At 39.5% G+C, this 26,253-nt stretch carries 28 protein-coding genes; 16 read left to right on the forward strand and 12 right to left on the reverse strand.

Translation table 11 applies throughout. From position 1 onward, the window contains the following. Positions 1–34: 34 nt before the first annotated feature. Positions 35–1,288: a GNAT family N-acetyltransferase gene (locus tag KQ486_RS07730; protein ID WP_216687253.1), complete on the reverse strand. Its 1,254-nt coding sequence runs from the start codon at positions 1,286–1,288 to the stop codon at positions 35–37. Positions 1,289–1,496: 208 nt separating this feature from the next. On the opposite strand from KQ486_RS07730, the gene KQ486_RS07735 reads away from it, so the two are divergent. The 3 genes from KQ486_RS07735 to KQ486_RS07745 are packed head-to-tail and all read left to right on the forward strand — an operon-like array spanning position 1,497 to position 3,498. After that, on the forward strand, positions 1,497–2,795 hold the full coding sequence (locus KQ486_RS07735) for an HD domain-containing protein (RefSeq protein ID WP_216687254.1): 1,299 nt from the start codon (positions 1,497–1,499) through the stop codon (positions 2,793–2,795). 12 nt (positions 2,796–2,807) lie between these two features. After that, a complete protein-coding gene (locus KQ486_RS07740; RefSeq protein WP_216687255.1) occupies positions 2,808–3,308 on the forward strand; it encodes a YwgA family protein in 501 nt (166 codons plus the stop codon). A gap of 13 nt (positions 3,309–3,321) precedes the next feature. Then, a complete protein-coding gene (locus KQ486_RS07745; RefSeq protein WP_216687256.1) occupies positions 3,322–3,498 on the forward strand; it encodes a hypothetical protein in 177 nt (58 codons plus the stop codon). Positions 3,499–3,584: 86 nt separating this feature from the next. Here the strand turns inward: KQ486_RS07745 and KQ486_RS14650 are convergent, their stop codons facing one another. Beyond that, positions 3,585–3,926 carry a TIGR04104 family putative zinc finger protein gene (locus KQ486_RS14650; RefSeq protein ID WP_144162319.1) on the reverse strand — a complete coding sequence of 114 codons (342 nt, stop codon included), beginning with the start codon at positions 3,924–3,926 and terminating at the stop codon, positions 3,585–3,587. 21 nt (positions 3,927–3,947) lie between these two features. Then, positions 3,948–4,475 (reverse strand): hypothetical protein, encoded by a 528-nt coding sequence (locus KQ486_RS07755; RefSeq protein WP_216687257.1) that lies wholly within the window; start codon positions 4,473–4,475, stop codon positions 3,948–3,950. Between the two features lie 46 nt (positions 4,476–4,521). Between KQ486_RS07755 and KQ486_RS07760 the strand changes: the two genes are divergently transcribed. Further along, entirely contained in the window at positions 4,522–5,958 is a 1,437-nt protein-coding gene (locus KQ486_RS07760; RefSeq protein ID WP_216687258.1) for a hypothetical protein, read from the forward strand. A 44-nt stretch (positions 5,959–6,002) separates the two neighbouring features. Here the strand turns inward: KQ486_RS07760 and htpX are convergent, their stop codons facing one another. After that, positions 6,003–6,899, reverse strand: a complete 897-nt coding sequence (gene htpX, locus KQ486_RS07765) for a protease HtpX (RefSeq protein WP_216687259.1) — start codon at positions 6,897–6,899, stop codon at positions 6,003–6,005. A gap of 147 nt (positions 6,900–7,046) precedes the next feature. On the opposite strand from htpX, the gene KQ486_RS07770 reads away from it, so the two are divergent. From KQ486_RS07770 to KQ486_RS07780, 3 genes are all read left to right on the forward strand, one after another. Then, positions 7,047–8,330 carry an alpha/beta hydrolase gene (locus KQ486_RS07770; protein ID WP_216687260.1) on the forward strand — a complete coding sequence of 428 codons (1,284 nt, stop codon included), beginning with the start codon at positions 7,047–7,049 and terminating at the stop codon, positions 8,328–8,330. Positions 8,331–8,814: 484 nt separating this feature from the next. After that, positions 8,815–9,672, forward strand: coding sequence for a YusW family protein (locus KQ486_RS07775; protein ID WP_216687261.1), 858 nt, complete (start codon positions 8,815–8,817; stop codon positions 9,670–9,672). 189 nt (positions 9,673–9,861) lie between these two features. Then, entirely contained in the window at positions 9,862–10,107 is a 246-nt protein-coding gene (locus KQ486_RS07780; protein WP_216687262.1) for a YbyB family protein, read from the forward strand. A 205-nt stretch (positions 10,108–10,312) separates the two neighbouring features. Here the strand turns inward: KQ486_RS07780 and KQ486_RS07785 are convergent, their stop codons facing one another. From KQ486_RS07785 to KQ486_RS07805, 5 genes are all read right to left on the reverse strand, one after another. After that, complete coding sequence (locus KQ486_RS07785) at positions 10,313–11,251, reverse strand: siderophore ABC transporter substrate-binding protein (RefSeq protein WP_144162342.1); 939 nt, start codon at positions 11,249–11,251, stop codon at positions 10,313–10,315. Positions 11,252–11,283: 32 nt separating this feature from the next. Then, a complete protein-coding gene (locus KQ486_RS07790) occupies positions 11,284–12,042 on the reverse strand; it encodes an iron ABC transporter ATP-binding protein (protein WP_216687263.1) in 759 nt (252 codons plus the stop codon). Further along, positions 12,039–12,983 carry an iron chelate uptake ABC transporter family permease subunit gene (locus tag KQ486_RS07795; RefSeq protein WP_216687264.1) on the reverse strand — a complete coding sequence of 315 codons (945 nt, stop codon included), beginning with the start codon at positions 12,981–12,983 and terminating at the stop codon, positions 12,039–12,041. Before KQ486_RS07795 ends, KQ486_RS07790 begins: the two co-directional genes overlap by 4 nt. Next, positions 12,976–13,926: an ABC transporter permease gene (locus KQ486_RS07800; protein WP_216687265.1), complete on the reverse strand. Its 951-nt coding sequence runs from the start codon at positions 13,924–13,926 to the stop codon at positions 12,976–12,978. Before KQ486_RS07800 ends, KQ486_RS07795 begins: the two co-directional genes overlap by 8 nt. Positions 13,927–14,436: 510 nt before the next feature. Then, the gene (locus KQ486_RS07805; RefSeq protein WP_216687266.1) at positions 14,437–14,763 is read right to left on the reverse strand and encodes a four-helix bundle copper-binding protein; all 327 of its coding nucleotides are present in this window, start codon (positions 14,761–14,763) and stop codon (positions 14,437–14,439) included. Between the two features lie 137 nt (positions 14,764–14,900). Between KQ486_RS07805 and KQ486_RS07810 the strand changes: the two genes are divergently transcribed. The 4 genes from KQ486_RS07810 (at position 14,901) to KQ486_RS07825 (ending at position 18,646) form a co-directional block, all read left to right on the forward strand. Continuing rightward, a complete protein-coding gene (locus KQ486_RS07810; protein WP_216687267.1) occupies positions 14,901–15,941 on the forward strand; it encodes a C45 family autoproteolytic acyltransferase/hydrolase in 1,041 nt (346 codons plus the stop codon). A 154-nt stretch (positions 15,942–16,095) separates the two neighbouring features. Next, entirely contained in the window at positions 16,096–17,058 is a 963-nt protein-coding gene (locus KQ486_RS07815) for a threonine/serine dehydratase family protein (RefSeq protein ID WP_216687268.1), read from the forward strand. Positions 17,059–17,159: 101 nt separating this feature from the next. After that, positions 17,160–17,729: a tetratricopeptide repeat protein gene (locus KQ486_RS07820; protein WP_216687269.1), complete on the forward strand. Its 570-nt coding sequence runs from the start codon at positions 17,160–17,162 to the stop codon at positions 17,727–17,729. A 263-nt stretch (positions 17,730–17,992) separates the two neighbouring features. Further along, positions 17,993–18,646 (forward strand): hypothetical protein, encoded by a 654-nt coding sequence (locus tag KQ486_RS07825; RefSeq protein ID WP_144162366.1) that lies wholly within the window; start codon positions 17,993–17,995, stop codon positions 18,644–18,646. A gap of 110 nt (positions 18,647–18,756) precedes the next feature. On the opposite strand, the gene glyA is transcribed toward KQ486_RS07825, so the two are convergent. Then, complete coding sequence (gene glyA, locus KQ486_RS07830) at positions 18,757–20,091, reverse strand: serine hydroxymethyltransferase (protein WP_216687270.1); 1,335 nt, start codon at positions 20,089–20,091, stop codon at positions 18,757–18,759. 12 nt (positions 20,092–20,103) lie between these two features. After that, positions 20,104–20,754: a GntR family transcriptional regulator gene (locus KQ486_RS07835; protein ID WP_144162369.1), complete on the reverse strand. Its 651-nt coding sequence runs from the start codon at positions 20,752–20,754 to the stop codon at positions 20,104–20,106. 141 nt (positions 20,755–20,895) lie between these two features. Between KQ486_RS07835 and KQ486_RS07840 the strand changes: the two genes are divergently transcribed. Further along, the gene (locus KQ486_RS07840) at positions 20,896–21,780 is read left to right on the forward strand and encodes a cysteine hydrolase family protein (RefSeq protein WP_216687271.1); all 885 of its coding nucleotides are present in this window, start codon (positions 20,896–20,898) and stop codon (positions 21,778–21,780) included. Positions 21,781–21,870: 90 nt separating this feature from the next. Continuing rightward, a complete protein-coding gene (locus KQ486_RS07845) occupies positions 21,871–22,560 on the forward strand; it encodes an aspartate/glutamate racemase family protein (RefSeq protein WP_216687272.1) in 690 nt (229 codons plus the stop codon). 38 nt (positions 22,561–22,598) lie between these two features. Here KQ486_RS07845 and KQ486_RS14355 read toward each other — a convergent pair whose 3' ends face one another. Continuing rightward, positions 22,599–22,703 (reverse strand): putative holin-like toxin, encoded by a 105-nt coding sequence (locus KQ486_RS14355; protein ID WP_222103059.1) that lies wholly within the window; start codon positions 22,701–22,703, stop codon positions 22,599–22,601. A gap of 202 nt (positions 22,704–22,905) precedes the next feature. Here KQ486_RS14355 and KQ486_RS07850 point away from each other — a divergent pair, with 202 nt between their 5' ends. The 3 genes from KQ486_RS07850 to KQ486_RS07860 all read left to right on the forward strand — a co-directional run bounded on the left by KQ486_RS07850 (position 22,906) and on the right by KQ486_RS07860 (position 26,167). Beyond that, positions 22,906–24,864, forward strand: a complete 1,959-nt coding sequence (locus KQ486_RS07850; RefSeq protein ID WP_216687273.1) for an aconitate hydratase — start codon at positions 22,906–22,908, stop codon at positions 24,862–24,864. Between the two features lie 38 nt (positions 24,865–24,902). Next, the gene (locus KQ486_RS07855) at positions 24,903–25,079 is read left to right on the forward strand and encodes a hypothetical protein (RefSeq protein ID WP_216687274.1); all 177 of its coding nucleotides are present in this window, start codon (positions 24,903–24,905) and stop codon (positions 25,077–25,079) included. Between the two features lie 182 nt (positions 25,080–25,261). Next, on the forward strand, positions 25,262–26,167 hold the full coding sequence (locus KQ486_RS07860) for a nuclease-related domain-containing protein (protein ID WP_216687275.1): 906 nt from the start codon (positions 25,262–25,264) through the stop codon (positions 26,165–26,167). Positions 26,168–26,253: the final 86 nt, after the last annotated feature.

The following is a 26,253-nucleotide window of genomic DNA, read 5'->3' on the forward strand; positions in this document are numbered from 1 at the left end:
TCCCCCACTCATCGAAAGAGGGTGGGAGATTCACTTAAAAATTCGTCAAACAGATTGGTTTTTCTTTCGTATGGAAAAGATCGGTCAGCTTTTCAACATAAGACGAATCATCTAGCGAAATTTTTCCATACAAATGAAGTCTATCAAAATCAACTACGCCCATGATGAGACTGGAGAAATCCGCAATGTCGATTGTCACGTTTACATCGGGTTTGGCACCTTGGATAACAGTAGGTTTTCCTGCATTAAATTTTACAGTGACTTCTTGTTCATTCGCTTGATAAAAAGAATCCTGAATATCAAATGTTACCGTCAAGTTCGATTGTCCAAATCGGTGGTCACCTAAATTCATGAAAAGACGCTTTACATTAATGACCCGGTACATCAATCCGACGCCTGAAACATTTGTCTGATGGTATACGAAAGGAATTTTGTGATCAGAGCCGTCTCGTGGATCGGTCAGTAAATGGTGAAATGCTTCATCCTGTGTCTGGAAAAATAGGCGGTGCACTTGGTCTTTTTGTGAATGCAAAAAGGTACATAATTGTCGTAAGGCGTCATCATCCGTGTAAACAAATTCGTGAACCATGATGTTATTGGATAGCGTGTTATTTGCATCTTCACGCTTCATGAAGGAGAAGACGACATAGCCAGTCAAATGACCATTCTTTTCAATCCCTATATATTTGAAATTAGGCTTTTGAATCATCCATTCGTATTGTTCTGCTACTTTTTTCATGGCGCCATGATGTTGTGCAGCAAACCGATTATAACAATCAACGAGCAGATCTAAATCTTTTTCCTGTAAATAGACAAGATCGCCTTTATAGCCAAAATTCGGGAATGCATGGGGCGCAATTCGATATTGATCCATTTTCGTACCATAACCGAAGCCCATTTGATGATAAAAATCAGGTCGAAATGCGTAGAGTACACCAAATGTGTATCCAGCTTCATCGTAATGCTTTAAATAATACTCAACCATTGATTTAGCGATGCGTTCTTTTTTATGCAAAAGGTCAACAGCGACAGAGCTTAGCCCGCCTGTTTTCATAAATTGACCAAATACATTCATTTCATAGTCGAACAACTGCATGGAACCGATCAGTTTATCGGCTTGCATAACCCCATAGTATTTGCGCTCCTCACGAGCCAAATTCTTTTTCGTTTTTTCAATGATTTCATCTAATTTCTCTTTCGATTCCGTTGCATTGGCAGTATATGCTTGCTGTCCAAGTGTCACTAAATCTGTTGCATGGTCAGCGTTCAATCGTTTTACTTCGTGCATATGTAGCTCCTCCTTCAACATTCATGACTTCATTTCTTCTATTATCGTACATTTTTTCCTGAAAAATAAAAAGTGTGTAAAAGCATACCTGCAAAGACTTGGACCGTGAAATAATTGTGCGGTACGTTGTCAAGGTGTTTTTTTCCTGTTAAAAAAACGCTATAATATAGAGAATGATTGGTCGAATAGAAGAGAAAGGTCGGTAAAAATGCCATATCGTGATGAGCAACTAACGGAAGAAAAAGTATTTAAAGATCCTGTCCATCGTTATATTCATGTCAGGGATAAAGTTATATGGGATTTAGTAGGTACCGCGGAATTTCAACGGTTAAGGCGTGTTAAGCAGCTTGGTACAACTAATTTGACGTTTCATGGAGCGGAACATAGTCGTTTTAACCATTCATTGGGCGTCTATGAAATCGTCCGCCGAATTCTTGAAAACTTTCGTGATCAGCCAGAATGGGATCCGAGCGAGCGGTTAGTTTGCTTATGTGCTGCATTACTTCATGATTTGGGCCACGGTCCTTTTTCCCATTCATTCGAAAAAGTATTTAATCTAGATCATGAGGAATTCACCCGTGCGATTATCCTCGGAAATACCGAGGTGAATGCAGTCTTACGTAGGGTGGATGAAAGCTTTCCTCAAGATGTCGCAGATGTGATCAATAAAACGTATGCGAACAAGCTTGTCGTCAGTTTAATTTCGAGTCAAATCGATGCCGACCGAATGGATTACTTACAACGTGATGCGTATTTCACGGGCGTTAGTTACGGTTATTTTGATATGGAGCGGATTTTGCGTGTCATGCGACCACTCGAGGATCAGTTAGTGATTAAGGAAAGTGGTATGCATGCGGTGGAAGATTATATTATGAGCCGCTATCAAATGTATTGGCAAGTGTATTTCCACCCTGTAACGCGAAGTGCAGAAGTGATTTTGACAAAAATTTTGCACCGCGCGATGCACCTTTATCACAGCAATAAATACCAATTTGCATTGAAACCACGCCACTTTGAAAGTTTCTTTAACAAAGAGATATCAGTGGAGGATTATTTGAAATTAGATGAAAATATCGTCTATTATTACTTCCAGATCTGGCAGGAAGAAAATGATGAAATTTTAGCGAATCTCTGTCGACGTTTTGTTAATCGAGATTTGTTCAAGTATATTGAGTTCGATCCAGGAAATAGATATCGAGAACTAATTGAATTAAAGGAAGCCTTTGCAGAGGCAGGCATCGACCCAGCGTACTACTTGGAAGTCGATTCCTCATCAGACTTACCTTATGATTTTTACCGACCGGGTGAGGAAGAAGAACGCCTACCGATTCATTTACTGTTCCCGAATGGAGAACTGAAAGAGTTATCGAGACTATCTGATATTGTAGAGGCAATTTCGGGTAAGAAGAGAACAGATCATAAGTTGTATTTTCCAAAAGATTTAATTGAACAACTTCCCGAAGAATCACAAGCTAAGAAACGAATCTTGGAAATTTTAAGAGGATAGGAGTCGAGTAGAATGTTAGAGGATCACGCCAAACTGTTAGCATTTTTTGAGCAAGCAAAGGAAGTTGTCGGACGAAAACGCCTGCAAAAAATGATCTATATTTTAAAGAAAAATGGAATTGATTTTTCAGAACGGTACTCCTTTCATTTTTATGGTCCATACTCTGAGGAGTTGTCTACACGTATAGAAGAACTGTCGAATCTAGGCTTTATCCGAGAGAATAAGGAGAAGGAAAAAGGGTACCATCAATATAGATATCAACTGACGGATGAAGGCATTTCTTTTTTGGATCAAACGAAACCAAAACTACCAAACATTTCTGCCCTCATCGATGAAATGAATGCAAATTCTTCTCGTTTTTTGGAGCTTGTTTCCACGATGCTTTACTTTGATAACCTTCCGAAAAACGAAGTAGAAGAAAAAGTATTGACTGTTAAAAGTAAACAAAATTTTACGGAAGATGAGTTCCGTGAGGCTTGGACCTTTATTGAGCGAATCAAACAACCGCATTAAGGAGACGTAACCGATGTTTTCACTTATGCTGATTGCCTTTGTATTTATACTTGTCACTCTAGTTTTATCTACCTGGTATTCGATTGTAAAAATCAAGAGAAACCCAGGGAATGTAGGTCCATGGATTGCTTTGATTGTTCTGATTGCAATTATTCTTTTAGTGATCTATTTTGGAATTATGTATTTATAAATATTTGAGAAGAAGCGAATCGCTTAGGGCGGTTCGCTTTTTTATTTATTGCGGAGTAAAAAAGCGTAGTAACTAGCCATTTAATTTTAGAATATGGGTTCTTCTTCATTTGATAAGCCCATGAGATACGGTGAAATGAGAAAAAATAGGAGAATGATAATTACGCTGTAGCTAATGATGACCGGTAACGGAATCGACAAACCAAATAGGATAGGCAGCAAAATATAAGGGCCTATACCTGTGAAGTTCATTTTCCATAGAGAGTCTTTTGATTGATATTGCGCTTTTCCGCAATAAGGGCAAGTCAATTCTCGTTTGAATCGTAGAAGTTGGAGAAAGGTCATCTTCCACGTCCATTGGTTATTGCAATTTTGGCAAGTAGGTAATGACATTGGATTCACTCCATAAATTTTATCTGCATTTAGCATATCAAAAAATGAATTTTGAATCTATGTAAAGTTATCAACAGTTCGTGTGTGTTTATCGTCAGTTAGGAGCGGTTTATCAGCAGTTAGCGCGTGCTTATCAACAGTTAGGAGCATTTTATCGACAGTCAGCGCGTGCTTATCAACAGTTAGGAGCGGTTTATCGACAGTCATCGAGCGCTTATCAACAGTTAGAAGCATTTTATCGACAGTCAGCGCGTGCTTATCAACAGTTAGGAGCGGTTTATCAGCAGTTAGCGCGTGCTTATCAACAGTTAGAAGCATTTTATCGACAGTCAGCGCGTGCTTATCAACAGTTAGAAGCATTTTATCGACAGTCATCGTGCGCTTATCAACAGTTAGGAGCGGTTTATCAGCAGTTAGCGCGCGCTTATCGTCAGTTAGAACGGTTTTATCAACAGTCATCGAGCGCTTATCAACAGTTAGAAGCATTTTATCGACAGTCAGCGCCCGCCTATCAACAGTTAAAAGCATTTTATCAACAGTTAGCTCGCGTTTATCATCAGTCAGCTCGCACTTATCATCAGTCACCCACGCCTAGGTAAGTGCATATGATGCTCAAAAAGGGGGCGTCATCATGGAATTAACCTTAGCTCATGGGATGTATGCTTTCGTAACGCTCGTTGTCATTGTCACAATGGTGATGAGGCGTGGCGTTGTACTGCCTACATTAATTGGTACGTTTATTGTTGCGTGGATGATGACAGGAAATTTGGTGACTGGTTTTACGTCTGTTTTCAATGCCAATCTTACGGCAGCGACTGAACTATTCAATATATTTTTGATTATTACGTTTATGGTAGCCTTATTATATGCATTGAAAGATCTCGGTGCTGACCAGGAAATGATTAAGCCGATTCAAAAAATTATGGTGAATGGTCACCTGGCTTTCTTTGTCTTGGTCGTTGTGACATATGTCATTTCATTGTTCTTTTGGCCGACGCCTGCAGTTCCACTGATTTGCGCATTGTTGTTACCTGCAGCAGTCAGTGCTGGATTGCCGGTTATAGGAGGAGCTATGGCGATTGCGATTGCCGGACAGGGAATGGCCTTATCATCCGATTATGTTATTCAAATTGCTCCGACCATCAGTGCAACTGCTGGTAATTTGGAGACGGCGATTATTGCTGATAAAGCGTTAGTTCTCTCACTGATCGCAGGTGTGATTGCGATTGGTATAGCTTATCTAATGATTTATAAAAAAATCAAACAACCAGAGAATCCGCTCAACGAAAAGGAAATGAAGAAACTTCCTGGTCAATCAGAGGAAGAAATCACGACACGAAAATTACAAACAAAAAACCTTCCCGTATGGAGAAAGTTTTTTGCCTATGCGGTTCCGATTTCAATGTTACTCGTCATGCTCTTTATGGTTTATACAAAAGTGAACAGCGGGGGAGCGAGTGAACTGGATGGAGGCGATGGTGCTGCCTTTATCGGTGGAGTTGCCGTGTTATTGTTAGCGGCCGCTTCTGTAGCCTATGGGAAAGGGAAAGCGTTTGATCATATCAGTGAGCATATCACAAACGGTTTCGTGTTTGCTTTCAAAGCAATGGGTCCAGTTATCCCAATTGCTGGCTTCTTTTTCCTCGGAAGTAATGAATTTTCCGGAAGTATTCTTTCATTGGGAGAGGATGCGACGGCTCCAGCGCTACTATTTGAGTTAGTGGAGGCAGGCCAAAATGCCATACCAGAAAGTGCTTTTTTAACCGCCTTCGGAATTTTAATCATCGGAATTATTACAGGTCTTGATGGTTCAGGATTTTCAGGTTTGCCTTTGACCGGTGCATTATCTGGTGCGCTAAATACAAATGGCATTGATCCAGAAACCTTGGCAGCCATCGGTCAGCTTGGTTCGATTTGGACGGGAGGCGGAACAATTGTCGCCTGGTCATCCCTTGTCGCAATCGCCGGTTTTAGTGGAATTTCGGTTATGGAATTGGTGAGGAAAAACTTTTTACCGGTCATGGTCGGTTTAATTGTGATGACGATTGTCGCCGTACTCATTTGGTAAGTGAAATCAATAAAAAATCCCGCCAAACATTTGGCGGGATTTGCTTATTTTGCACGTAGACGAGCAATACGTTCATCCAAATCTGGGTGAGAAGAAAAGAGTGAAGCAAATCCACCTTTTCCATTGATTTTCAACGTTTGAATCGCTGCATCATCATGACGGTCATCAGCAGCTACTTGATTTTTCAACGATTCAAGTGCATGAATCATCTTATCTTTCCCTGCTAAATCTGCGCCACCTCGGTCTGCATGGTACTCTCTATAACGCGAGAAGGCCATGACAACGATACTTCCGAGTATGGAGAAAAGGATTTGGAAAATAATGATCGCCGCAAAACGTACGACGTAAGCCATTTCTTCACGGACGAATCTCGAAACAATTATCGCTGCAACACGAGATAAGAACACGACAAATGTGTTTACGACACCTTGTAAAAGCGTCATTGTAACCATATCGCCATTACTTACGTGAGCCATCTCATGAGCTAAAACACCTTCAACGGCGTCTTCATCCATTGACTGTAAAAGTCCGCTAGATACAGCAACTAATGAGCGTTTTTTCGTTGGTCCTGTCGCAAAGGCGTTCACTTCGCGTGATTGGTAAATCCCGACTTCTGGCATATGCATTAAGCCAGCAGCACGAGCTAAGCGGTGAACTCTTTCGACGAGTTGACGTTCCGCAGTTGATAAATTGTCACTCGGGTCAAGCACTTGTACACCCATCATTTTTTTCGCCATAAATCGTGACATGGCAAGTGAAATGAAGGAGCCGGTAAAACCGACCACCAAGCTGAAGATCCCTAATGTGACATAACTGATTTCACCTTGAGCGTTGGTGATGCCACCGATATCAAAAAAGGACGTAATAATCGACCAAATAATGACGATGGTCGTCAATACGAGTATGTTCGTCAATATAAACATTAATATTCTTCTACCCAAAACTGTTCCCCCTATGTCTTTTCAATACATATCTTGCTATTATTATAACATGGATGAAAAGATTTCAACCATGTTGAAGCGAATATTCTTTGAAGATTGAAACGGATTGATTCCTTAAATCGTATAACTAGTGAGAGGTGTACATAAATGAACAAATATACGTTAGTCGCTCTATTGCTGATTTTATGTGTTGGATGCTCGAACAATGAATCCTCGAAAGAATTGCCGGAAATTAATGGAGATTGGTACGGTGCAATTGAAACGCCAAACGCTCCACTCCCGATTGAGATCACATTCGATCATGACGAAGAGTTAACCGGAACAATTACTATTCCACCCCAAAATATCCAAGGGTTCAGTTTATCCAACATGAGCTTTCAAGACGAAGAACTTTCCTTTGATATGGAAATTCCTGGACAAGTGATTCGATTCAAATCCAGTAAAGTTACTTCTGAACTTATTGAAGGTGAATTTCATCAGCAAGGTGCAACTTTTCCGTTTTATTTAGAACGCTCGCCCGAAAATGAATCATCGACTGAAGACACTGCAAGCGACATCGTTTCCGTTGAAACAAATCATGGAAAATTATCAGGTGAATTATTGCTTCCTGAAAAAGAGACAGGTACAGTCGCATTAATTATTCCAGGCTCAGGTCCAACCGATCGAAATGGAAATTCAGCCGCTGGCACGAACAACAGCTTAAAAATGCTCGCGGAATTGCTGCGTGAAGAGAATGTTGCAAGCTTACGTTACGATAAACGTGGTGCAGGATTAAATCAAGATGCGGTCATTAATGAAGAGAACCTTTCATTTGATGACTTCATTGATGACGCGGTTTTTTGGTTGGAAGAATTACGAGCAGACGACCGCTTTGAGCGTCTCATTGTCATCGGTCATAGCCAAGGTTCGTTAGTCGGAATGACAGCCGCCCAACAAGTAGAAATCGATGCCTTTATCTCCTTAGCTGGTGCAGGAAGGCCAATCAATCAAGTACTACAAGAGCAGCTTTCCGCTCAACTTGATGGCGATCTTCTAACAGAAGCTGAACAAATCATTGAGCAGCTTCGTGATGGCCATCAAGTAGATGATATCAGTCAGCCACTGGAGAGCACTTTTCGCAAAAGTGTTCAACCATTTTTAATCTCTTGGATGAACTATAATCCGGTGACTGAAATTAGCCAGTTGAGTATTCCAATGTTAATCATCAATGGGTCGACGGACCTTCAAGTGCCTGTCGAAGCTGCTGAGATGCTCCATTCTAAGGCTCAAGATGCACAATTAAAAATTATTGAAGGCATGAACCATGTATTGAAGCCTGCGCCAATGGAACGAAGCGAAAATCTGAAGACATATAACCAACCGAATTTACCTCTTGCAGATGAATTAAAGGAATCCATTAAGGCATTTCTCGCAAAACTCGATGAAGAATGAATGACTAAGACTTATCATGAGGAGGAGTTTACAAATGATTTTAAAAACACTTTCAACCTCGTTACTAGCAGGGGTTATATACACGATTATTATGGGAATATTTTTTAAGAAAAAAGGAATAGATCCCTCAAGAAAATATATAAGTGGTGTCGTATTTACAGTTTGTCTATTTTTCGTTTTATTAGTGTTGGAGGTCTTTTAGTCTCTTCGATGTTTTGGCGTTAATTGAAAATTGCTCAATAGAATATCAAAAGAAGAGGCTGCAAGAACCCTCTTCTTTTTTTTTGATTAACATTAAGCAATTTACCTTGCGCTCTCAGTACCCCACTTCATAGTCGAATTATTTTACCCTGGTTTAAAAGTAAATATCACAGGTACACATTTAATTGGAATGGTTTTAACATTTCTAATTCAATTCTGTTTTTAAGATTAATCCAGGTAGGAAGTGGGAAAATAAAGACAGAAAGAAAGGGGCTGAACAACTATGAAAAAGGTATATTTTGCTCTAATGACGTTTCTTATTACAAGCTTTTTAGTCGCATGTAATTCTGGTGAGGAACAGAATGCTAATGATTCCTCAGGAGAAAGTTCTGAATCTCAAGTGGAAAATACGGAGAATGGCAACGAGGCTGAAAAAGAAGACACAACTACGGATCAAGGAAATGGCAATGAAACAGATACAAGTGACTCAAAACAACTTTCTGAGAGTGACATTGTCGGATATGAGTTGCAGATTGATTTAATTAACGAAGAAAAGTATGACTACTCTTATGATTCACAGGATAATGAGTATGAGATCGAAGTAGGAAATGGAAATACACAAGAGATTACTGGAGAAGACGCAAAAGCTGACTTGGAAGAATTACGTGGATTTGCACATATTGATCCGAATCAGCCGATAGATGATATGGTTGAAGCAACATTAAGTCATATCAACATTGATATAACCAATTTAGCGGATTATAAATTGGAAACGAACTATAAGCAAGGACCTCAATATAGCGTTGAACATCGAACAGCAAAAGGCCCAGGAAATGGTGAAATTCTTGGTTTTAATCTCTCAGTGACCAAAAACAATAATGATGAATTGGAATATGACTATGAACGAAGCGGTGAAGCTGTTATCGAAAAAGCGAACGGTGAAGAAACAGAAGGTGCTCACGAAGAAATTGAGAAACTACTGGAAAATGTGAAAATTTCCTCTGACCAAAGCTTTGCTGAAATAAAGAAAAATGTACTTGGACAGATAGATATCAATGAAAATGACATTCAAGAATTCGAGCTTGAAGTCAAGTACGATAATGAAGAAGAGATTAACCTAAGTTACGACGTAGACGATTGATGTGTAAATATTTCCCGGTGTCTATTACATCGGGATTTTTTATGACCATTTGTCAATTTCATTGTTAAAAACCCGTATAAGTTGGTTTAAGTTTATTTATGTATACCAATATGAGATAATAAATATAAGAATTTTGTCAATATTTCATGTTCATTGGTTCAATATTTCTATGAGGGGAAAGTGATATCAATGGGAAAATTATCAAAAGTACTAGGTGTGGCCGGTGTTGCTGCTGGAGCGACATATCTGTCAAAAAGCGAAAACCGTGAGAAGTTAAAAAAGCAGTTAAATAAAGGGCTAAATAAGTTTAACAAAACCGATGTGAAAAGTTGGGGCAAGCCATCGGACGTAGAAGATGCCGAAATGGTGAGTGAAGGCGCGATGACGAGTGTGCAATACTATAATAAATTACAAGGAAAGTCGCAGGGTGAATAGGCAGTTTAGCTAAACATCAATCGGCATGTTCAGTAGTAAGGGGTCAGTCTCTAACGATGCTAGCAGGAAAGCATTGTTAGAGACTGATTTTTTTAACTGCAAAGATGATTCGCTCGTCACTAAAGAGAATGTGGTGGTAATAAGCAAAGCCAAAAAAGGCTTCAACCATCAATAACTGATGATTGAAGCCTTTTTTTGTCGTGTCTTATTCAATCGCTTCGCTGACAGCACCAATCATTTCAGATACTGAAATAATTCCTCCACCAGATAAATACCAGTAGTTTGGATCAAGGTAGACAATTTGGTCTTCTTGATAAGCTGTCGTATTTTCCATTAATTTGTTTTCGATTGTTTCTTGAGCCATTGGTTGGTCATTGACAACAGCATCCCGGTCGATGACAAATAAGTAGTCTGGATCTAGGTCGACAATGTATTCAAATGAAACGTTCTGTCCATGCTGAGCAACTTCAACATTCTCGTCAGCTGGTTTTACACCGAATACTTCATGCACCATGCCGAAGCGTGAACCAGGTCCAAATGCACTGACTTTACCACCGTTTGATAAAACGACAAGTGCATCTTCCTCAGTGTTCTCAGCTTTATCTTGTAGCTCTGTAAGTTGTTCATTCACTTTGTCGACTTCTTTTTGCACCTTGTCTTCTTTGTCAAAGATTTTTCCAAGTAAACCAACATTATGTTCAAATGATTCCATATAGTTATCTGTGTCTAATTCCACATAAATGGTTGGCGCAATTTCACTGAAATCTTCATAAGCATCTCGTTGACGAGTTGAAATAATAATCAAATCAGGATCCATAGCGTGAATGGCTTCAAAATCAGGTTCCTTTAAGCCACCGACATGTTCATAGTCTTCAGCGTCATATTCCTCTAAATAAGTTGGTAAAGAATCTTTCGGTACTCCCGCAACAGGAAGATCCAATGCTTTCATGGAGTCAAGCATACCGAAATCAAAAACAACGACCTTTTCTGGATTCTTTTCAACTTCTACGCCGTCTTCCAGTTTGTGGTCAATTGTAATGGTCTCTTTCTCATCGTCAGTATCACCTTGTGCATCGTCCGAACCGCATGCAGCTAAGGCGAAAGTCATTAATCCAATCAATACAATAAACAGAAACTTTTTCATCTGTAACCATCCTTTGATTTTTGTTAATTTAATTAAGCAAAATAAACACAAACTCTACATTTATCGATTTGTTTAATCGGAATGTCCATATCATATATTTCTTTTAATGTTCCTTGTTCAATGATTTCATTCGTTGGTCCTTGGCGGATGATCTCACCATTTTTCAAAGCAACTACATAGTCTGAATAAAATGATGCAAAGTTGATATCATGAATAACGAGAATAACTGTTTTCCCTAATTCATCAACAAGTCGTCTTAATACTTTCATGATTTGTACAGAATGCTTCATATCCAAGTTGTTTAATGGTTCATCGAGCAAAATATATTCGGTGTCCTGAGCGATGACCATGGCGATGAATGCACGTTGGCGTTGACCACCACTGAGCTCATCCAAAAATTGATTTTCGATTTCGTGAAGCTCCATAAACGACAACGCTTCATCGACTTTATCCCAGTCCTCTTGAGTCAAATTACCTTGGGAGTAGGGAAAGCGACCAAAAGATACGAGTTCTCGAATCGTCAGGCGAACATTCAAGTTGTTGGCTTGCTTTAGAATCGCAACCTTTTTGGATAGCTCGTTACTTTTCCAGCTGTTGATCTCTTTTTTATCGATCATGATTTCACCGACATCATGTTTAATCAGTCGGCTCACGGCTGAGAGTAACGTACTTTTCCCCGCACCATTCGGCCCAATGAAGGATGTGATTTTTCCTTTTTTAATATTGACGGAAACATTGTCTACAACGGTTTTATCATTATATTTTTTGGATAAGTTTTTTACTTTAATCATGCTCGACTCTCCTTTAATAGAAGGTAGATGAAGTACACTCCACCGATGAAGTTAATAATGACGCTAATCGTCGTTGAGAAGGTGAAAATTCGTTCAACGATCAGCTGGCCAGCCACTAAAGCGATGATGCTGATCAGAATGGCACCAAGAATCAGTATGCGATGTCGATACGTTTTCAAGAACTCATATGCTACGTTTGCGACCAATAAGCCTAAAAAAGTAATTGGGCCAACGAGAACAGTAGCAACGGAGATCAAGATTGCAATGATGATAAAAAGTCGTTGAACGACCCTGTCATAGTCGACACCTAAGTTAATGGCTGTATCTTTTCCAAGCGAAAGAACATCTAAGTATTTTTCGAATTTCAAAAAGTATAATGTCGCTAGTCCCATGATCAAAAGAGCTACATAAAATAGTTCGGTATTGACGTTATTAAAGCTCGCAAACATTGCATCTTGAACAATTTGAAATTCATTCGGATCAATCAACACTTGCATGAAGTCAGATAAACTTGAGAAAAATGTCCCGAAAATCAATCCAATCAATAACAGGAAATAAATATTACCTTCTCGTTTGAATAAAAAATGATAGAGGCCTAAAGAGAATAAAATCATTAAAATAACAGAGATGAAGAAATTCACATGTTGGTTCATTAAGGTCATATGTGTTGAACCGAATAAAAAGATGATAAACGTTTGAATCAATAAATAAAGTGAGTCCAACCCAATAATACTTGGTGTCAGAATCCGGTTGTTCGTAATTGTTTGAAAGATAACGGTCGAAAAGGCAATGGCACTGCCTGTCAAGATTATCGAAATAATTTTCATCGTACGTTTTGGCAAAATATAATCCCAGTTGCTTCCTAGGTCGGTGAAAAGGAAGGCTAAAATGAGCACGACTGCCAAAACGGATAAAATGACTAGTTTGGTTGAATTACGCATATTTCTTTCTCCGTAATAAAAGATAAATGAACATGCCGCTTCCAATCACACCGACCGTTAATCCGATTGGAATCTCGTAAGGATAAATCAACACTCTTCCTAAAATGTCACAAAACAAGACAAACACAGCGCCGAGTAAAGCGGTATGTGGTAGATTACTACGTAAATTATCTCCCTGATAAATGGAGACGATATTCGGAATGATCAATCCTAAAAATGGAATGACCCCAACTGTCAACACAACGACAGAAGTCGATACGGCAACAATGATCAACCCGACATTAACCACTCGTTTATGATTCATTCCAAGGTTAATGGAAAAATCCTCACCCATCCCGGCAATCGTGAACTTATTCGCAAAAAAGTAAGCGATGAATAGTGCTGGAATACTTATGTATAACAGCTCATAGCTTCCAGATAAGATCATCGAAAAGTCACCTTGCAACCAGGCAGTAATCGTTTGAATCATATCGTTTTTATAAGCAAAAAACATTGTGATTGAACCGATGATATTTCCGAACATGATTCCGACCAATGGAATGAATATCGCGTCTTTGAATTTGATCTTATCGAGTAATTTCATAAATAGAAATGTACCGAGCAAAGCAAAGAAAAAAGCGCTACCTACCCGGAAGAGTGGATTTGCCGCTGAGAATGCAAGCATGGATACGAGAATACCTAATCTTGCTGAATCCATCGTTCCAGCCGTCGTTGGAGAAACAAATTTGTTTCGGCTTAACTGCTGCATAATCAATCCACAAATGGCCATGCTCGCTCCCGCGATGATGATACTGATTAAACGAGGAAGTCGGCTGTGCAATAAAATCTGTTGCTGAAATTCATTTAAATGGAAAATATCAGTTAAGCTAATACTTGAAACTCCGATAAAAACAGAGCTTACTGAGAATACAACTAAAGCGATCACTAAGTATCTAATTTTCATTGCTAATCATACTTTCATTTCGTAATTCCCCTAGGGTTTGCCAATAAAGAAAATGCGCCGTCCTCTTTAAAACTGGTACATGCAATTGATAATGATTATCATTGTCGCTAAGGTAAATATTATAATGAAAGTTTTAAGAAATCAAGAGGTAAATGAAAATTATTCTCATTAATATAACATTTTTTGTGAAATGAGAGAGGAGAAAAGTGTAACATCAATAATTTTTTCATCATCTGAATTTAAATCAAGTAGTTACTGAATGAAGAACTCCACGACCGATTACATGTAAGAGGAAAGAGTTTGGTCGAAGAGAACTCGTCTCGACGCCTGATCGAACGCCGAGCAAATGAATTCGGTCCTAGAGAATCCATATCGCTACTTAAGACCAGACGGCAACGATAAAATCAGTCTTCGCAAACATATTTAAAGGATCTCATCAAAATATCCCTAGCCACTTTTGCGACTAGGGATATGAAATAATAATTACGTTTAAGGCTCAATGTAACTCTATTATGCAACTTGTTTACAAGCTTCCGCACACTTGCGGCAAGCCTCTGCACATTCTTTACAGTGATCATGCTCGTGTTTTTCACATTCTGTTGCACAATCTTCACAAACCTGTGCGCAAAGTTGCGCGAGTTCTTTTTTATACTTTGTGTTTTGAGAAAGGGCTTGTTCGAAAAATGCACAGATATCCGCACATTCGCGGTCGAGCTTGATACATTCAGCCATCATCTTCACATTATCTTCCTGAAGACATGCATCAAAGCAGTGATTACATGCTGCAACACATTCATGAAGTGTTTGAATTAATTGTTGATTTTCTTGATGAGACACGTTTATGACCTCCTTGGATTTTATTTCTTACATAGTGAGTTATCCCCAACCTTTTTGTATTTAAACAGTTTCAGAAAATTTAATTTATAAAGAATTACTTCAGGCATTCATGATATACTTTCGGTAGGTGATTATTTATGATAACGATTCAAAGCGATCTACGACAATTTCGAGGGACTCATTATGAACTGGGTTATCGACAAGGCGAAGAATTAAGCGACTCGCCTATCTTAAAGACGCGCCATAAATATTGGAAATTAAAACGACCACGATTCAACATAGACGTTCAGGAAGCGAAATCAGCTTTTCTGCAATTTGCTCCAAAAATTTGGGATGAATTTGAGGGCATTTCTGACGGATCTAAACAACCACTTGAGAATATTTTGCGAGACTTTGGTGGATATCGGATGGAACCAGAAAGAAGCGGCTGTTCAGTATTTGTCCAAGATGAATTTTTAGTCAGAAATTATGATTTTCAACCGGTAACTTACGATGGACGGTATATGGTTTATCAACCGACCGATGGAGGTCTGGCGGTGATTGGACCAAGCTCAAGAGTGACGGGACGAATGGATGGCATGAATGAGTACGGCCTAGCGATCGGATACAACTTTACGCATCGTAAAAAAACAAAGGATGGGTTCGTATGCTATATGATCTCGCGAATGATTTTGGAGCTGTGTGAAAATGTCGATCAAGCCGTTCAGCTCATCAAAGAATTGCCGCATCGAAATGCCTTTAGTTATATTTTACTCGATCAAACTGGTGAGCATTATATTATTGAAGCCAGTCCAAGAGATGTAACCGTACGGCAAGCAAGTGAATGTACCAATCACTTTCTCACGCAAGAAAAAGAGAATCGACATCATATCAAAGAGTCCCAAACACGATTGGACAAAATCAGTGAACTTAAATCTTCGATGCTTTCACCTGAAAAGGCATTTGAAACATTTAATGCGAAGGACAAAGGAATTTTCTCGGACAATTACAAAAGCTGGTCGGGAACGATTCATACGTCACTATATCAACCGCGAGCGTTGAAAGCATGGATATCACTTGGCGGAAACCAGCAACCTGAAGTTTTTGATTTTCAACAATGGTTGAAGGGAAATGATTTTCAACAATCAACACTTACAGGAAAACTCGAAACGGATATTCCAATTGCGAATATGGAATGACAAAGACATGATTGAATATTTCAGGGTGAATTATAGAAGACTTTTATCTATAGTTGATAGAAAAATCGGTTAACCGACTTGTTTATCGGGAAAATGACGAACAAGATATTCAAAGAACGGTCATGAGTACATTAAATCAAAAGGAGGAAATTTTATGGTCTCATTAGAGGATGTCTTGAGAGCGAGGGAACAAATCGCTGAGACGATTCACAAAACGCGTATTCTTCGATCCTCTCAGTTATCAGAAATGACAGGAGCGAATATGCTTTTCAAATCGGAGCATTTGCAAAAAACAGGCTCATTTAAGATTCGTGGAGCAACGAACAGGGTGATCAATGCCGAGAAAGAAGGCGCAAAATACATTACCGCTGCCTCTTCTGGTAACCACGGGCAGGCCGTTGCCTATATTTCGAATCAGTTAGGCATTCCTGCCACCATTGTCGTTCCAACAGACGCTACAGAGAGCAAAGTGAATGCCATTCGAAATTATAATGGGAACGTAGAGTTTGCGGGAACTACGTCAGCCGATCGAATTCCGAAAGCGAAGGAAGTCGCAAAAGAAAATGATGGTGTATTTATTCCACCTTACGATCATCCAGATATTATCGCGGGCCAAGGAACAGTCGGCTTAGAAATTACTGAGCAGGTACAAGATGTAGATATCGTTTTTGTTCCAGTCGGCGGTGGCGGTTTAGTTGCAGGAATCTTGACGGCAATTAAAGAAATCAACCCAAACATTAAGGTTTATGGCGTCGAACCAGAACTCGCGAATGACACAGCTGTCTCATTGCAAGAAGGTAAGATTATGACAGCCGGAAACCCAGCGAACACGATTGCCGATGGTCTACGAACGGATCAACCTGGCGATTTAACGTTTCCGATTTTACAAAAATATATTGACGATCTCATCGTTGTAAAAGAGGACGATGTTCGATTTGCAATGAGCTTCGTTTATGAACGAATGAAACAAGTGATTGAACCGTCCGCAGCTGTTTCCCTGACCGCAGCATTAAACAGTGATGTAGACATCAAAGGCAAAACGGTCGTGAATGTCTTATCCGGAGGTAATGTGGATTTGTTTAAATTAAACGATCTATTAGTGAAAACAACGAAATAGAATTAGCCTAACGTCTATAGATTGTGAATCTATGGACGTTTACATTTTTTTCGTTATACTAGTATCATCGTATTAGAAAGAAAAGGGGAACCTAGATACATATGAAAAATGCTCGTTTTAGAGAAAAATTAAAATGGGTGCCACGCTTAGTCTATTTTGATGAAAATGACTATTTACGAGAAAAAGCACGAGATAAGAAAAAGATCCAAGCATTAATCGATGAAGCGGAACATTTATTCATCAATGAAGATGATTCCAATGAACGTTTTTTCTTAGCTGGAACGATGGGGAATCTTTATCGAGTGATCGGAAAATTAAACCGCTCGATCGGATACTTAAATGTGAGTTTGGAAATTGCGAAAGAAAACAAAGATCTTACGAAGGAAATCATTGCGACCATACGTCTTGGTGAGTCATTAAAATATGCCAACAAGCACGCAAAGGCTTTAACATTATTCGAGCAAGCACTCCACACCGCATACGAAAATGACGCGGCGTATATTGATTTTGCCTTTCAGCACAAAGGCAAATGTTTGATGGAAATGGGCCAGTATGAAGAAGCAATGGAAGCCTTTCAAGATGCCCTTACCATCAGAAGCAGCAAAGGGAATCAAGAACTTGTCGAATCAACCGAACAGGCTATTTTGTATTTAGAAAGCACGAAAATATAGAATTTAAGAGTGGGTCGCTAAAGGATGCGGTCCACTTTTTTAGTATGGGTAAAATCTCCGACATAATTGACCACTCAAGATGGGGTAGTGATTGTCGGACAACAACCTTCCGTAAAGCTTATTTTACTCGTGTAAAAGGTCGTTATAAGCTCACTCCTTGCTCGCTAACGTGTTTAAACATCTCTGTATCGGGAAAATAAACAGTAAGCCGAACCCAAGAACAAAATCTAAGTGAGTGTTTTGCAACATGGGAGGTATTGTTAATGACTCATCGAAGAGAAATAGACGATTATGTAGACGAATTGTACGCCGAAGCACATGAAACCGAACGTGTAAAAGAGAAAAAAGAAGAAATAAGCATGAAGCTTTCTGAAAGCATGCGTGAATTTGAACAATCCGGAGTGAGCGACCAAGATGCCTTTGAAGAAGCAATCGTCAATACGAAGAACCTCCAAGGATTTACAGATCGCTGCGAAAATAAAAATATATTGGATGGAACGTCAACAGAGCAACACGTACATCCATCCATGACCAATAAGCTATCGATTGCAGGAATGGTAGCAGGAATTGGCTTTTTACTACTCGGCATAGTGATGTCTATGAATATTTCATTATTCGGCATTTACACGACAGCAGCACCAGCGATGTTTTTCTATGCTGTACTCGGAGGAATGCTATTCACTTACTCTTTACTCGCTAGAAAAATAAGAGTAGACAAAAACATGACGCACCAAAGAGCAGCTTTATATGCCTGTGCCGTAGGAGCAATGCTGTTTGCCATCTTCGTTACCATCACAGTTGGGTATTATACATCCAATTGGTTGGCAGGAATAGTGAGCTTTGCCTTGTTCTTCATAGTAGGTTTAGCTTTATTCATGCACCTGTTATTTTCTAATGAAGCAGAGAGAAATCAATAATAGATTGAATCTGAATCCGTTTGGCTGGGATAAACTCAGCTGGACGGATTTTTGATGCATTATATTAGAAACCAAAAAAACAAGCGGCCAACACGCCGCTTGTTTTCAAATTATTCCTCAAAACAGTAATGAAAAGTATTAAAATCCCTTCTCAAATCCAACACTTTTTTCTTAACATTTGTTGGTTGGTCTTCATTTTTTACAATCTTGGAGATCAATTCAGCGATATAATCCATATCTTTTTCTTTCATACCAAGTCGTGTTGCTTCAATTGTTCCGATGCGAAGCCCGCTTGGTTTATCCCAATCTTCAGGTCGATCTGTTGGAATGAGGTTTTTATTGACGATGATATTGGCTTCAGCTAATCGGTTAGCTACTTCGTATCCACCACCGAATTCGCCGACTTTTGCAATTACCTGGTGTGTTTCTGTGTATCCTTTGTGTTCACCCAATACACTAATCCCTCGATCATTAAGTCCTTTAGCGAGGGCTTTAGCGTTTTTGATGATTTGCCCCATGTATTCCTTGCCAAATTCAATAAATTCCGCAGCAGAAACAGCTAAAGCAGCAACTCTATTGACTTGGTGGGTAGCAGCAAGTGCCGGGAATATTGTATCGGTAATTCCTTGAGTCAAATCAGGATCGTCCCATAGGATGATTCCACTTTGAGGACCTGAAAAGGTTTTACCAGCAGAACCTGTGATTACGGCGGCTCCTTCTTTCAAAGGGTCTTGGAAGTATCCTGCGCCAATCAATCCGAGTTGGTGAGCACCATCAAAGTAAATTTTTCCGCCCCATTCAGACACGATGTCAGCCATCTCACGAATCGGAAATGGAAAGAGAGTCATGGAAGCACCTAGTGTGACTAATTTAGGTTGAATTGCTTTGGCTTTCTCAGCAAATGCATCAAGGTCGACTGTTAACTCATGGGAGTCAAACGGAATATCTTCAATCTTTAAACCTCGAATTCCTGCCGGACCATCCGAGCGGTTACTGGAATGGCCACCAACAGGCTGTGACATCGTCATTACCGTATCTCCGGGCTCTGTTAATGTTCCATAAACCGTCAAGTTTCCAATCATGCTGGCGATTAATCGATGATCTGCATAGTTAACGTTAAACGCTTTTTTCAATAATTCCATACATAAAGCTTCGATTTCATCAATGTATTGAGTACCGGCAAACCAACGTTGTAGAGAGCCAATGTGACCTTCAGCAGCCCTTGTACCGACTTCTGCAGACAGCAATTTACGAACAATTGGACTTGTCGGTGCTTCAGGCGCAAGCAAGTTCAGGCATTCATCTCCTCGCCAGATTTCATTTCTTCGTACAGCATTGACGACTTCCTGACCAGCCATTCGTGCAGAAGGGCTTTGCTCGATTAACTCTCTTGCCCAATTTAAAACTTTCTCATCATGTACTTCCAGTCGCTGAATTGTTTCCATGAAAATTCCTCCTTAGATCAATTGTTTTGACAAACTTAACCAATTCTCTTCAACTGCTAAAGCAGCTTGTTCTGTTTTGCCATTTTCAACATAATAAATGATTTTTTCGTGATCTTGGATGGAGTATTGTGCTTGTGTAGAATCGAATTTGAGATATTCCAATCGTCGAATTTGGGGGAGCAAGCTTTGGATGCATTCATCAATCTTTTTGTTACGTGCTAACCGAATGAATAAGTTATGAAATTGATCATCTGCTTGAATCGCTTCCAGGGAGTTTTTTTGCTTTATCTTTATGGCCAATTGTTGGTTCAATTCTTTCAACTTTAATAAATCTTCTGGAAGCATATTAGGAATAGCTAGTTTAGTGGCGAGCGCATGTAAATTGGCTACAACGACGAATGACTCTTTCACCTCCTGCTCGTCGATTTCGCTGATTCGAGTGTGAGAAGCTGGTCTGGTTTCGACTAAACCTTCCAACTCTAATTGCTTGAGTGCCTCCCGTATGGGGGTTCGGCTAACCTCAAAGCTATCTGCTAGTTCCACATCCCGAATTTTCTGGCCTGGTTCTAGCTCCAAGGTGATAATGGCATCTTTAATCGCATGATAGACGTGTTGGGATAAACTAATTTTATTAATGGATTTAAAGTTTGTATGCGTTTTCATATATCCAATATATTGGATATCAGTAAATAAGTCAACGCAATATACTGAATATTTTAAAAGTTATTTATTTTAGGATTTAAATTAAAACAAAATCTTTCTTGTGTATAATGGAGAGAGATCATTATATAGGGGGATGGAACAATGAAAACGACTTTTGAGGAGATCATTGATATCAACCGTTTTGGTGAAAATGATCCAGTTGATCTAAATGAATTGGCGAAACTGGCGGAAATCGAACAGGTATCAAAATCAGATGAAAAAATACTTTTTTTGGGTGTCGATCTTCAAAATGACTTTCTGGAAGGTGGGGCACTTGGTGTACCAGATTCGTTCAAAGATCTAGAAAGAACACTTCGTTTTTTGTATGAGCATTTTAATAAAATTTCACACATTGCAGTTTCGCTGGATACGCATTTCATCCAACAAGTTTTCCATGCGGCATGGTGGATCGATGAGGACGGCAATCATCCAGAGCCTATGACGATTATTTCCGTGGAAGATGTAGAATCCGGCAAATGGCAGCCTGTTAAACATAAAGAAGATAGTTTAGCTTATGTGAAGGCATTAGAGGAAAATGGACAAAAACAGTTATGCATATGGCCGTACCATTGTATCGAGGGAACAACGGGTGTGATGTTGGAGAGCCAGTTCGCTAAGTTTATTCACTTCCATTCATTCGTTCATGGCAACCCGATTAAAAAAGTCGTTAAAGGAAAAGGGTTCAGTGAAATGTATGGAATTGTCCAACCAGAAGTTGGTCGTGAAAAAGATGAATCATTATTAAGTTATTTACGTGAATTCGATAAAATTATCGTTGCGGGACAAGCTGAGTCGCATTGTGTTTATGAGTCAGTGAAACAAATCGTTGATCATTACCGTGAGGATCATGAATTTTTGAAACAAATATACGTGTTGACGGATGGAATGAGCTGTATCCCTGGATTCGAAGAGGTATCTGAGCAAGGTTGGTCAGAATTACGAAAAACAGGAATTCAGTTGGTTGATTCGACAGATCTCAAGCTTTAAACGACAGTATTTCCTGGGAAATGATTGTTTATGACATGATTTTGATTTCAATTGAAAATGAAATTTATCCATTAAGAAGGGAGGTCCTTCATGAAAAAAATCGGCATTCTTGGAGGGATGAGCTGGGAGTCGACCGTTACGTATTACCAGATGATCAATCGGATGGTAAATCAACGTTTTGGTGGATTACATTCAGCGAATTGTTTGATATCGAGTGTGAACTTTCATGAAATTGAACAGTTACAAGCGCAGGGGGTTTGGGAAAAAGCTGGCGAGATCCTGGGCAATGAGGCGTTGAATTTAGAAAGAGCTGGCGCGGATGGCGTGTTGCTGGCTACCAATACAATGCATAAAGTTGCTGAACAGATCGAAGAAAAAATTTCAGTGCCGTTTCTTCATATTGTTGATGCGGTTGCTGAAGAGTTAGACAATATGAAGATTTCTCGAGTTGGCTTACTGGGGACAAAGTATACGTTGAAGCTTGATTTCTTCAAAGATCGACTGAAGGAACGAAATATTGATCCAGTTTTACCGTCGGATCCCCAGATTGACGAGATTAATCGAATCATTTTCGAGGAATTGGTTCATGGCGAACTAAATGATTCCTCTAAGGATTACTTTATAAAAGTTATGCAAGGGTTAAAACATAATGGTGCTGAAGCAATCGTGCTTGGTTGTACGGAAATTGGATTACTCATCAAAGAGGATGATTTTCAATTGCCGTTGATCGACACGACGACTATACATGCTAAAAAGGCAGTAGAATGGGCAATTCAATAATAAGCTACCCAGACGAATGATAATCGTTCGTCTGGGTTTTATTTTTTCTTTGTAATCGCAATTATTATTTGCACAATGAGGGATAATAAAGCGACGATGAATGAACTAAAAGCAATAATGACTAGAAAGATACCGTATTCCATCGAATCCACCTCCGTGTTAATTCACAGTATAGTATAAGAACGTGTGTTCGTAAATGGATTTCTGAAAAATAAGCAATTTCTAGCAGTAAGGTGGATACGGTTGATTGTTCACTTGTTTATTCAACAGGCAAAAAGGGTAAACTTACACATAGACATAGTATGGGTAGGAATAATAACCTATTGAATGGAAAGGAGTATGGCATTGGGACTAAATGTTACACAAAAGTTGATTCAAGACCATTTGACTTCAGGTGAGATGGTTCCCGGAAAAGAAATTGGTCTAAAGATTGACCAAACGTTAACACAGGACGCAACGGGAACGATGGTAATGCTTGAATTGGAGGCGATGGGTCTTGATAAAGCAAAAACGGAAGCCTCTGCGCAGTACGTCGATCATAACTTAATCCAAGATGACTACCGAAATCCTGACGACCATTTATTTTTAAGAAGTGCGGCAAACCGATTCGGTCTATATTACAGTCGTCCAGGTAACGGGGTGAGTCACCCGGTACACATGCAGCGATTAAGCCGTCCAGGTAGAACGATGCTTGGTTCTGACAGCCACACGTGTGCGAATGGTTGTATGGGAATGTTAGCGATGGGCGCCGGTGGAATTGATGTGGCTATGGCAATCGCCGGTGAACCGTATTACATCAATATGCCTCAAGTGTGGGGTGTTCGCTTAACAGGAGAACTACCGGACTGGGTCAGTGCTAAGGACGTCATTTTAGAGATGCTTCGTCGTCATGATGTAAAAGGTGGCGTCGGCAAGGTAATTGAGTATTATGGTCCTGGCTTAAAAAATCTATCTGCCATGGATCGTCACGTCATCGCGAATATGGGTGCTGAACTCGGTGCAACGACCACTGTATTTCCTTCCGATGATGAAGTAAAACGTTATATGAGAACCCAAGGCCGAGAAGATGAATGGCAAGAACTAGTGGCCGATGAAGATGCTACTTATGACATTGATGAAGAAATCAATTTGTCAGAACTTGAGCCACTCATTGCTTTACCATCAAGTCCAGGTAATGTTGTTCCGGTAACCGAGGTAGAGGGCGAACCAATTTATCAGTCTTATATCGGTTCTTCTGCAAACCCAGGCTATCGTGATTTTGCAATGGCTGCAGAGATTGTAAAAGGAAAGTCAGTCGCCGAAGGACTTTCTTTTGACATCAACCCGTCTTCTAGACAAATGCTGACAAACCTTGTCGATAACGGACATATTGCCAGTCTGCTTTCAGCTGGTGGACGTCTGCACCAAGCTGGTTGTAACGGCTGTATTGGAATGGGGCAGGCACCAGCGACAGGAAGAAATAGCTTACGCACGACACCGCGTAACTTTCCTGGACGTTCAGGTACAAAAGAAGACAGTGTTTTCCTTGTTAGCCCAGAAACAGCAGCAGCTTCTGCATTAACGGGCAAGATAACCGATCCAAGAACATTGGATATGGATTATCCGCATATCGAGGAACCAGAAAATAAAAACTTGAAACAAGAACAAAGTCTACTTGAAGCACCTGCTGAGAGAAAAGAAGATCATGCAGAGCTTGAAAAAGGACCGAATATCAGCTCGATTCCAGAGATCGAACCAATCAAAGACGAATTCGAAGTGCCGATTTTATTGAAAATGGGAGATAACATCTCAACCGATGAAATTCTAGCTGGTGGTTCAAGAGTTTTACCTTATCGCAGTAACTTACAACAAATTGCTACGTTCTCCTTCGAGATTGTTGATGAATCTTATTATGACCGCGCGATGGAAATTAAAGATCAAGGTGGCCATGCGGTTGTTGGCGGATTTAACTATGGTCAAGGTTCCAGCCGTGAACACGCTGCACTGGCTCCAAGGTTCTTAGGACTTCAAGTTGCATTGGTGAAAGACTTTGCACGCATTCATTTACAGAACTTGATTAACTTTGGTATCTTACCAATCACCTTCAAAAATGAAGAAGACTACGAAAAACTTGAAGAAGGAGACATCCTTCAATTTGAAAATGTTCGCGAAACCATTCGTAAACAGAAAGATTTCGATGTGAAAGTGAAAGGAAAAGACTTAACGATTCCTGTGTCTCATGCATTAACCGAACGCCATATGGACATTCTACTAGAAGGAGGAGTCATCAACTGGGTCAAGAAACGTCAAAGTAAAATGGCCTAAGTGACTTCCGATATACTCAGTAGAAGGAAGGGCAAGGAATGAGTGCACATGAATTTAGATGCAGAGCTTGCGACGGAGACGGCTTGTTAATGGATGATGAAAAATGGCAATACACGTGTACGGTCTGTAACGGTACAGGTTTTGAATCATCCGCGAGCCAGCGGAAGACGAATGAAGTCGCAAATGTAGATGAAAACAATCGAATATTGGATTAAAAAGCGGGCGAGATACGCTCGCTTTTTTTATGATTTTTAATTACTTTTACTTATTTAATGGAATTTAGCATGGTCTGATGCTGAATTTACTATTTTTTAAAAGAAGATGAAGTTACGCTAATTTCATAACTGGCTTCCGTTTAGCTATAATGATTTTAAAAAAAGAAACGGGTGTATAAGTAATGATCTATAAAGAAAGATCAAAACCTTTGGAACTTCTGCAGCTTGAAGTTTTAGCTCACCGTACAGCATTATCACCGAAAAAGCAAAGTGATTTAGTTAAACTTAAAAAAGGTTTTGAAGGAGAAAGATTATTTGATTCCATGCTTGAAAGTTTGAGTAATAAACATCTACAGGTGAACGATTTATTATTGACGTTTAATGGGACTGTGTTTCAAATCGATACGTTACTGATTACTCAAGAAAAAATTTTCGTTTATGAGGTGAAGAACTTTCACGGTGAATTCATTTACGAGCAAGAAAAATTCTTTAAATTTCCCCAACAAGAAATTCAAAACCCTCTGCATCAAATCGCAAGGTCGACTTCTCTATTAACTCAGCTCATCCGAAAACTAGGATTTAACTGGCCGATTCAGTCACATGTCATTTTTATAAACAAGAACTTCACACTTTTCAATGCGCCACCAAATACCTCAATGATCCTACCCACTCAAATTGATCCTCATTTAAAATATCTTCAAACAATCCCATCACGTCTTAATCATGTACATAAGCGATTGGCGGAAAAACTTATAGAACAACATTTAGATCAATCACCATTTCAAAAAAAGCCAGCGTACTCTTATGAACAAGTAAAAAAAGGGATACTTTGTGGAAAATGCAGCTCATCCATCGTTAAGTTGGAAGGAAGAACAGTTTACTGTGATGACTGTGGGTGGAACGAACCATTTGCTGATTCAGTTGTTCGGACAGTGAATGATTTTGTATTGCTATTTCCTGAAATGAAAATCACAGTTTCTCAAACGCATGAATGGTGTAACAGCTTAATCTCGAAAAAAGGAATTTCTTCTGCACTTCAAAAAAATTTCAAGAGAGGTGGAAAAAAACGTTGGACATATTACTATTAGTTCACGTAGTTGGGAAAATAGCCCGAATCACAAGAGGAGAAAGAGATCCGGTCGAATAGGAGGCTCCAAAACGCCCGAATCATAAG

The sequence above is a fragment of the Allobacillus halotolerans genome, from assembly GCF_018967645.1.
GTDB lineage: Bacteria > Bacillota > Bacilli > Bacillales > Alkalibacillaceae > Allobacillus > Allobacillus halotolerans.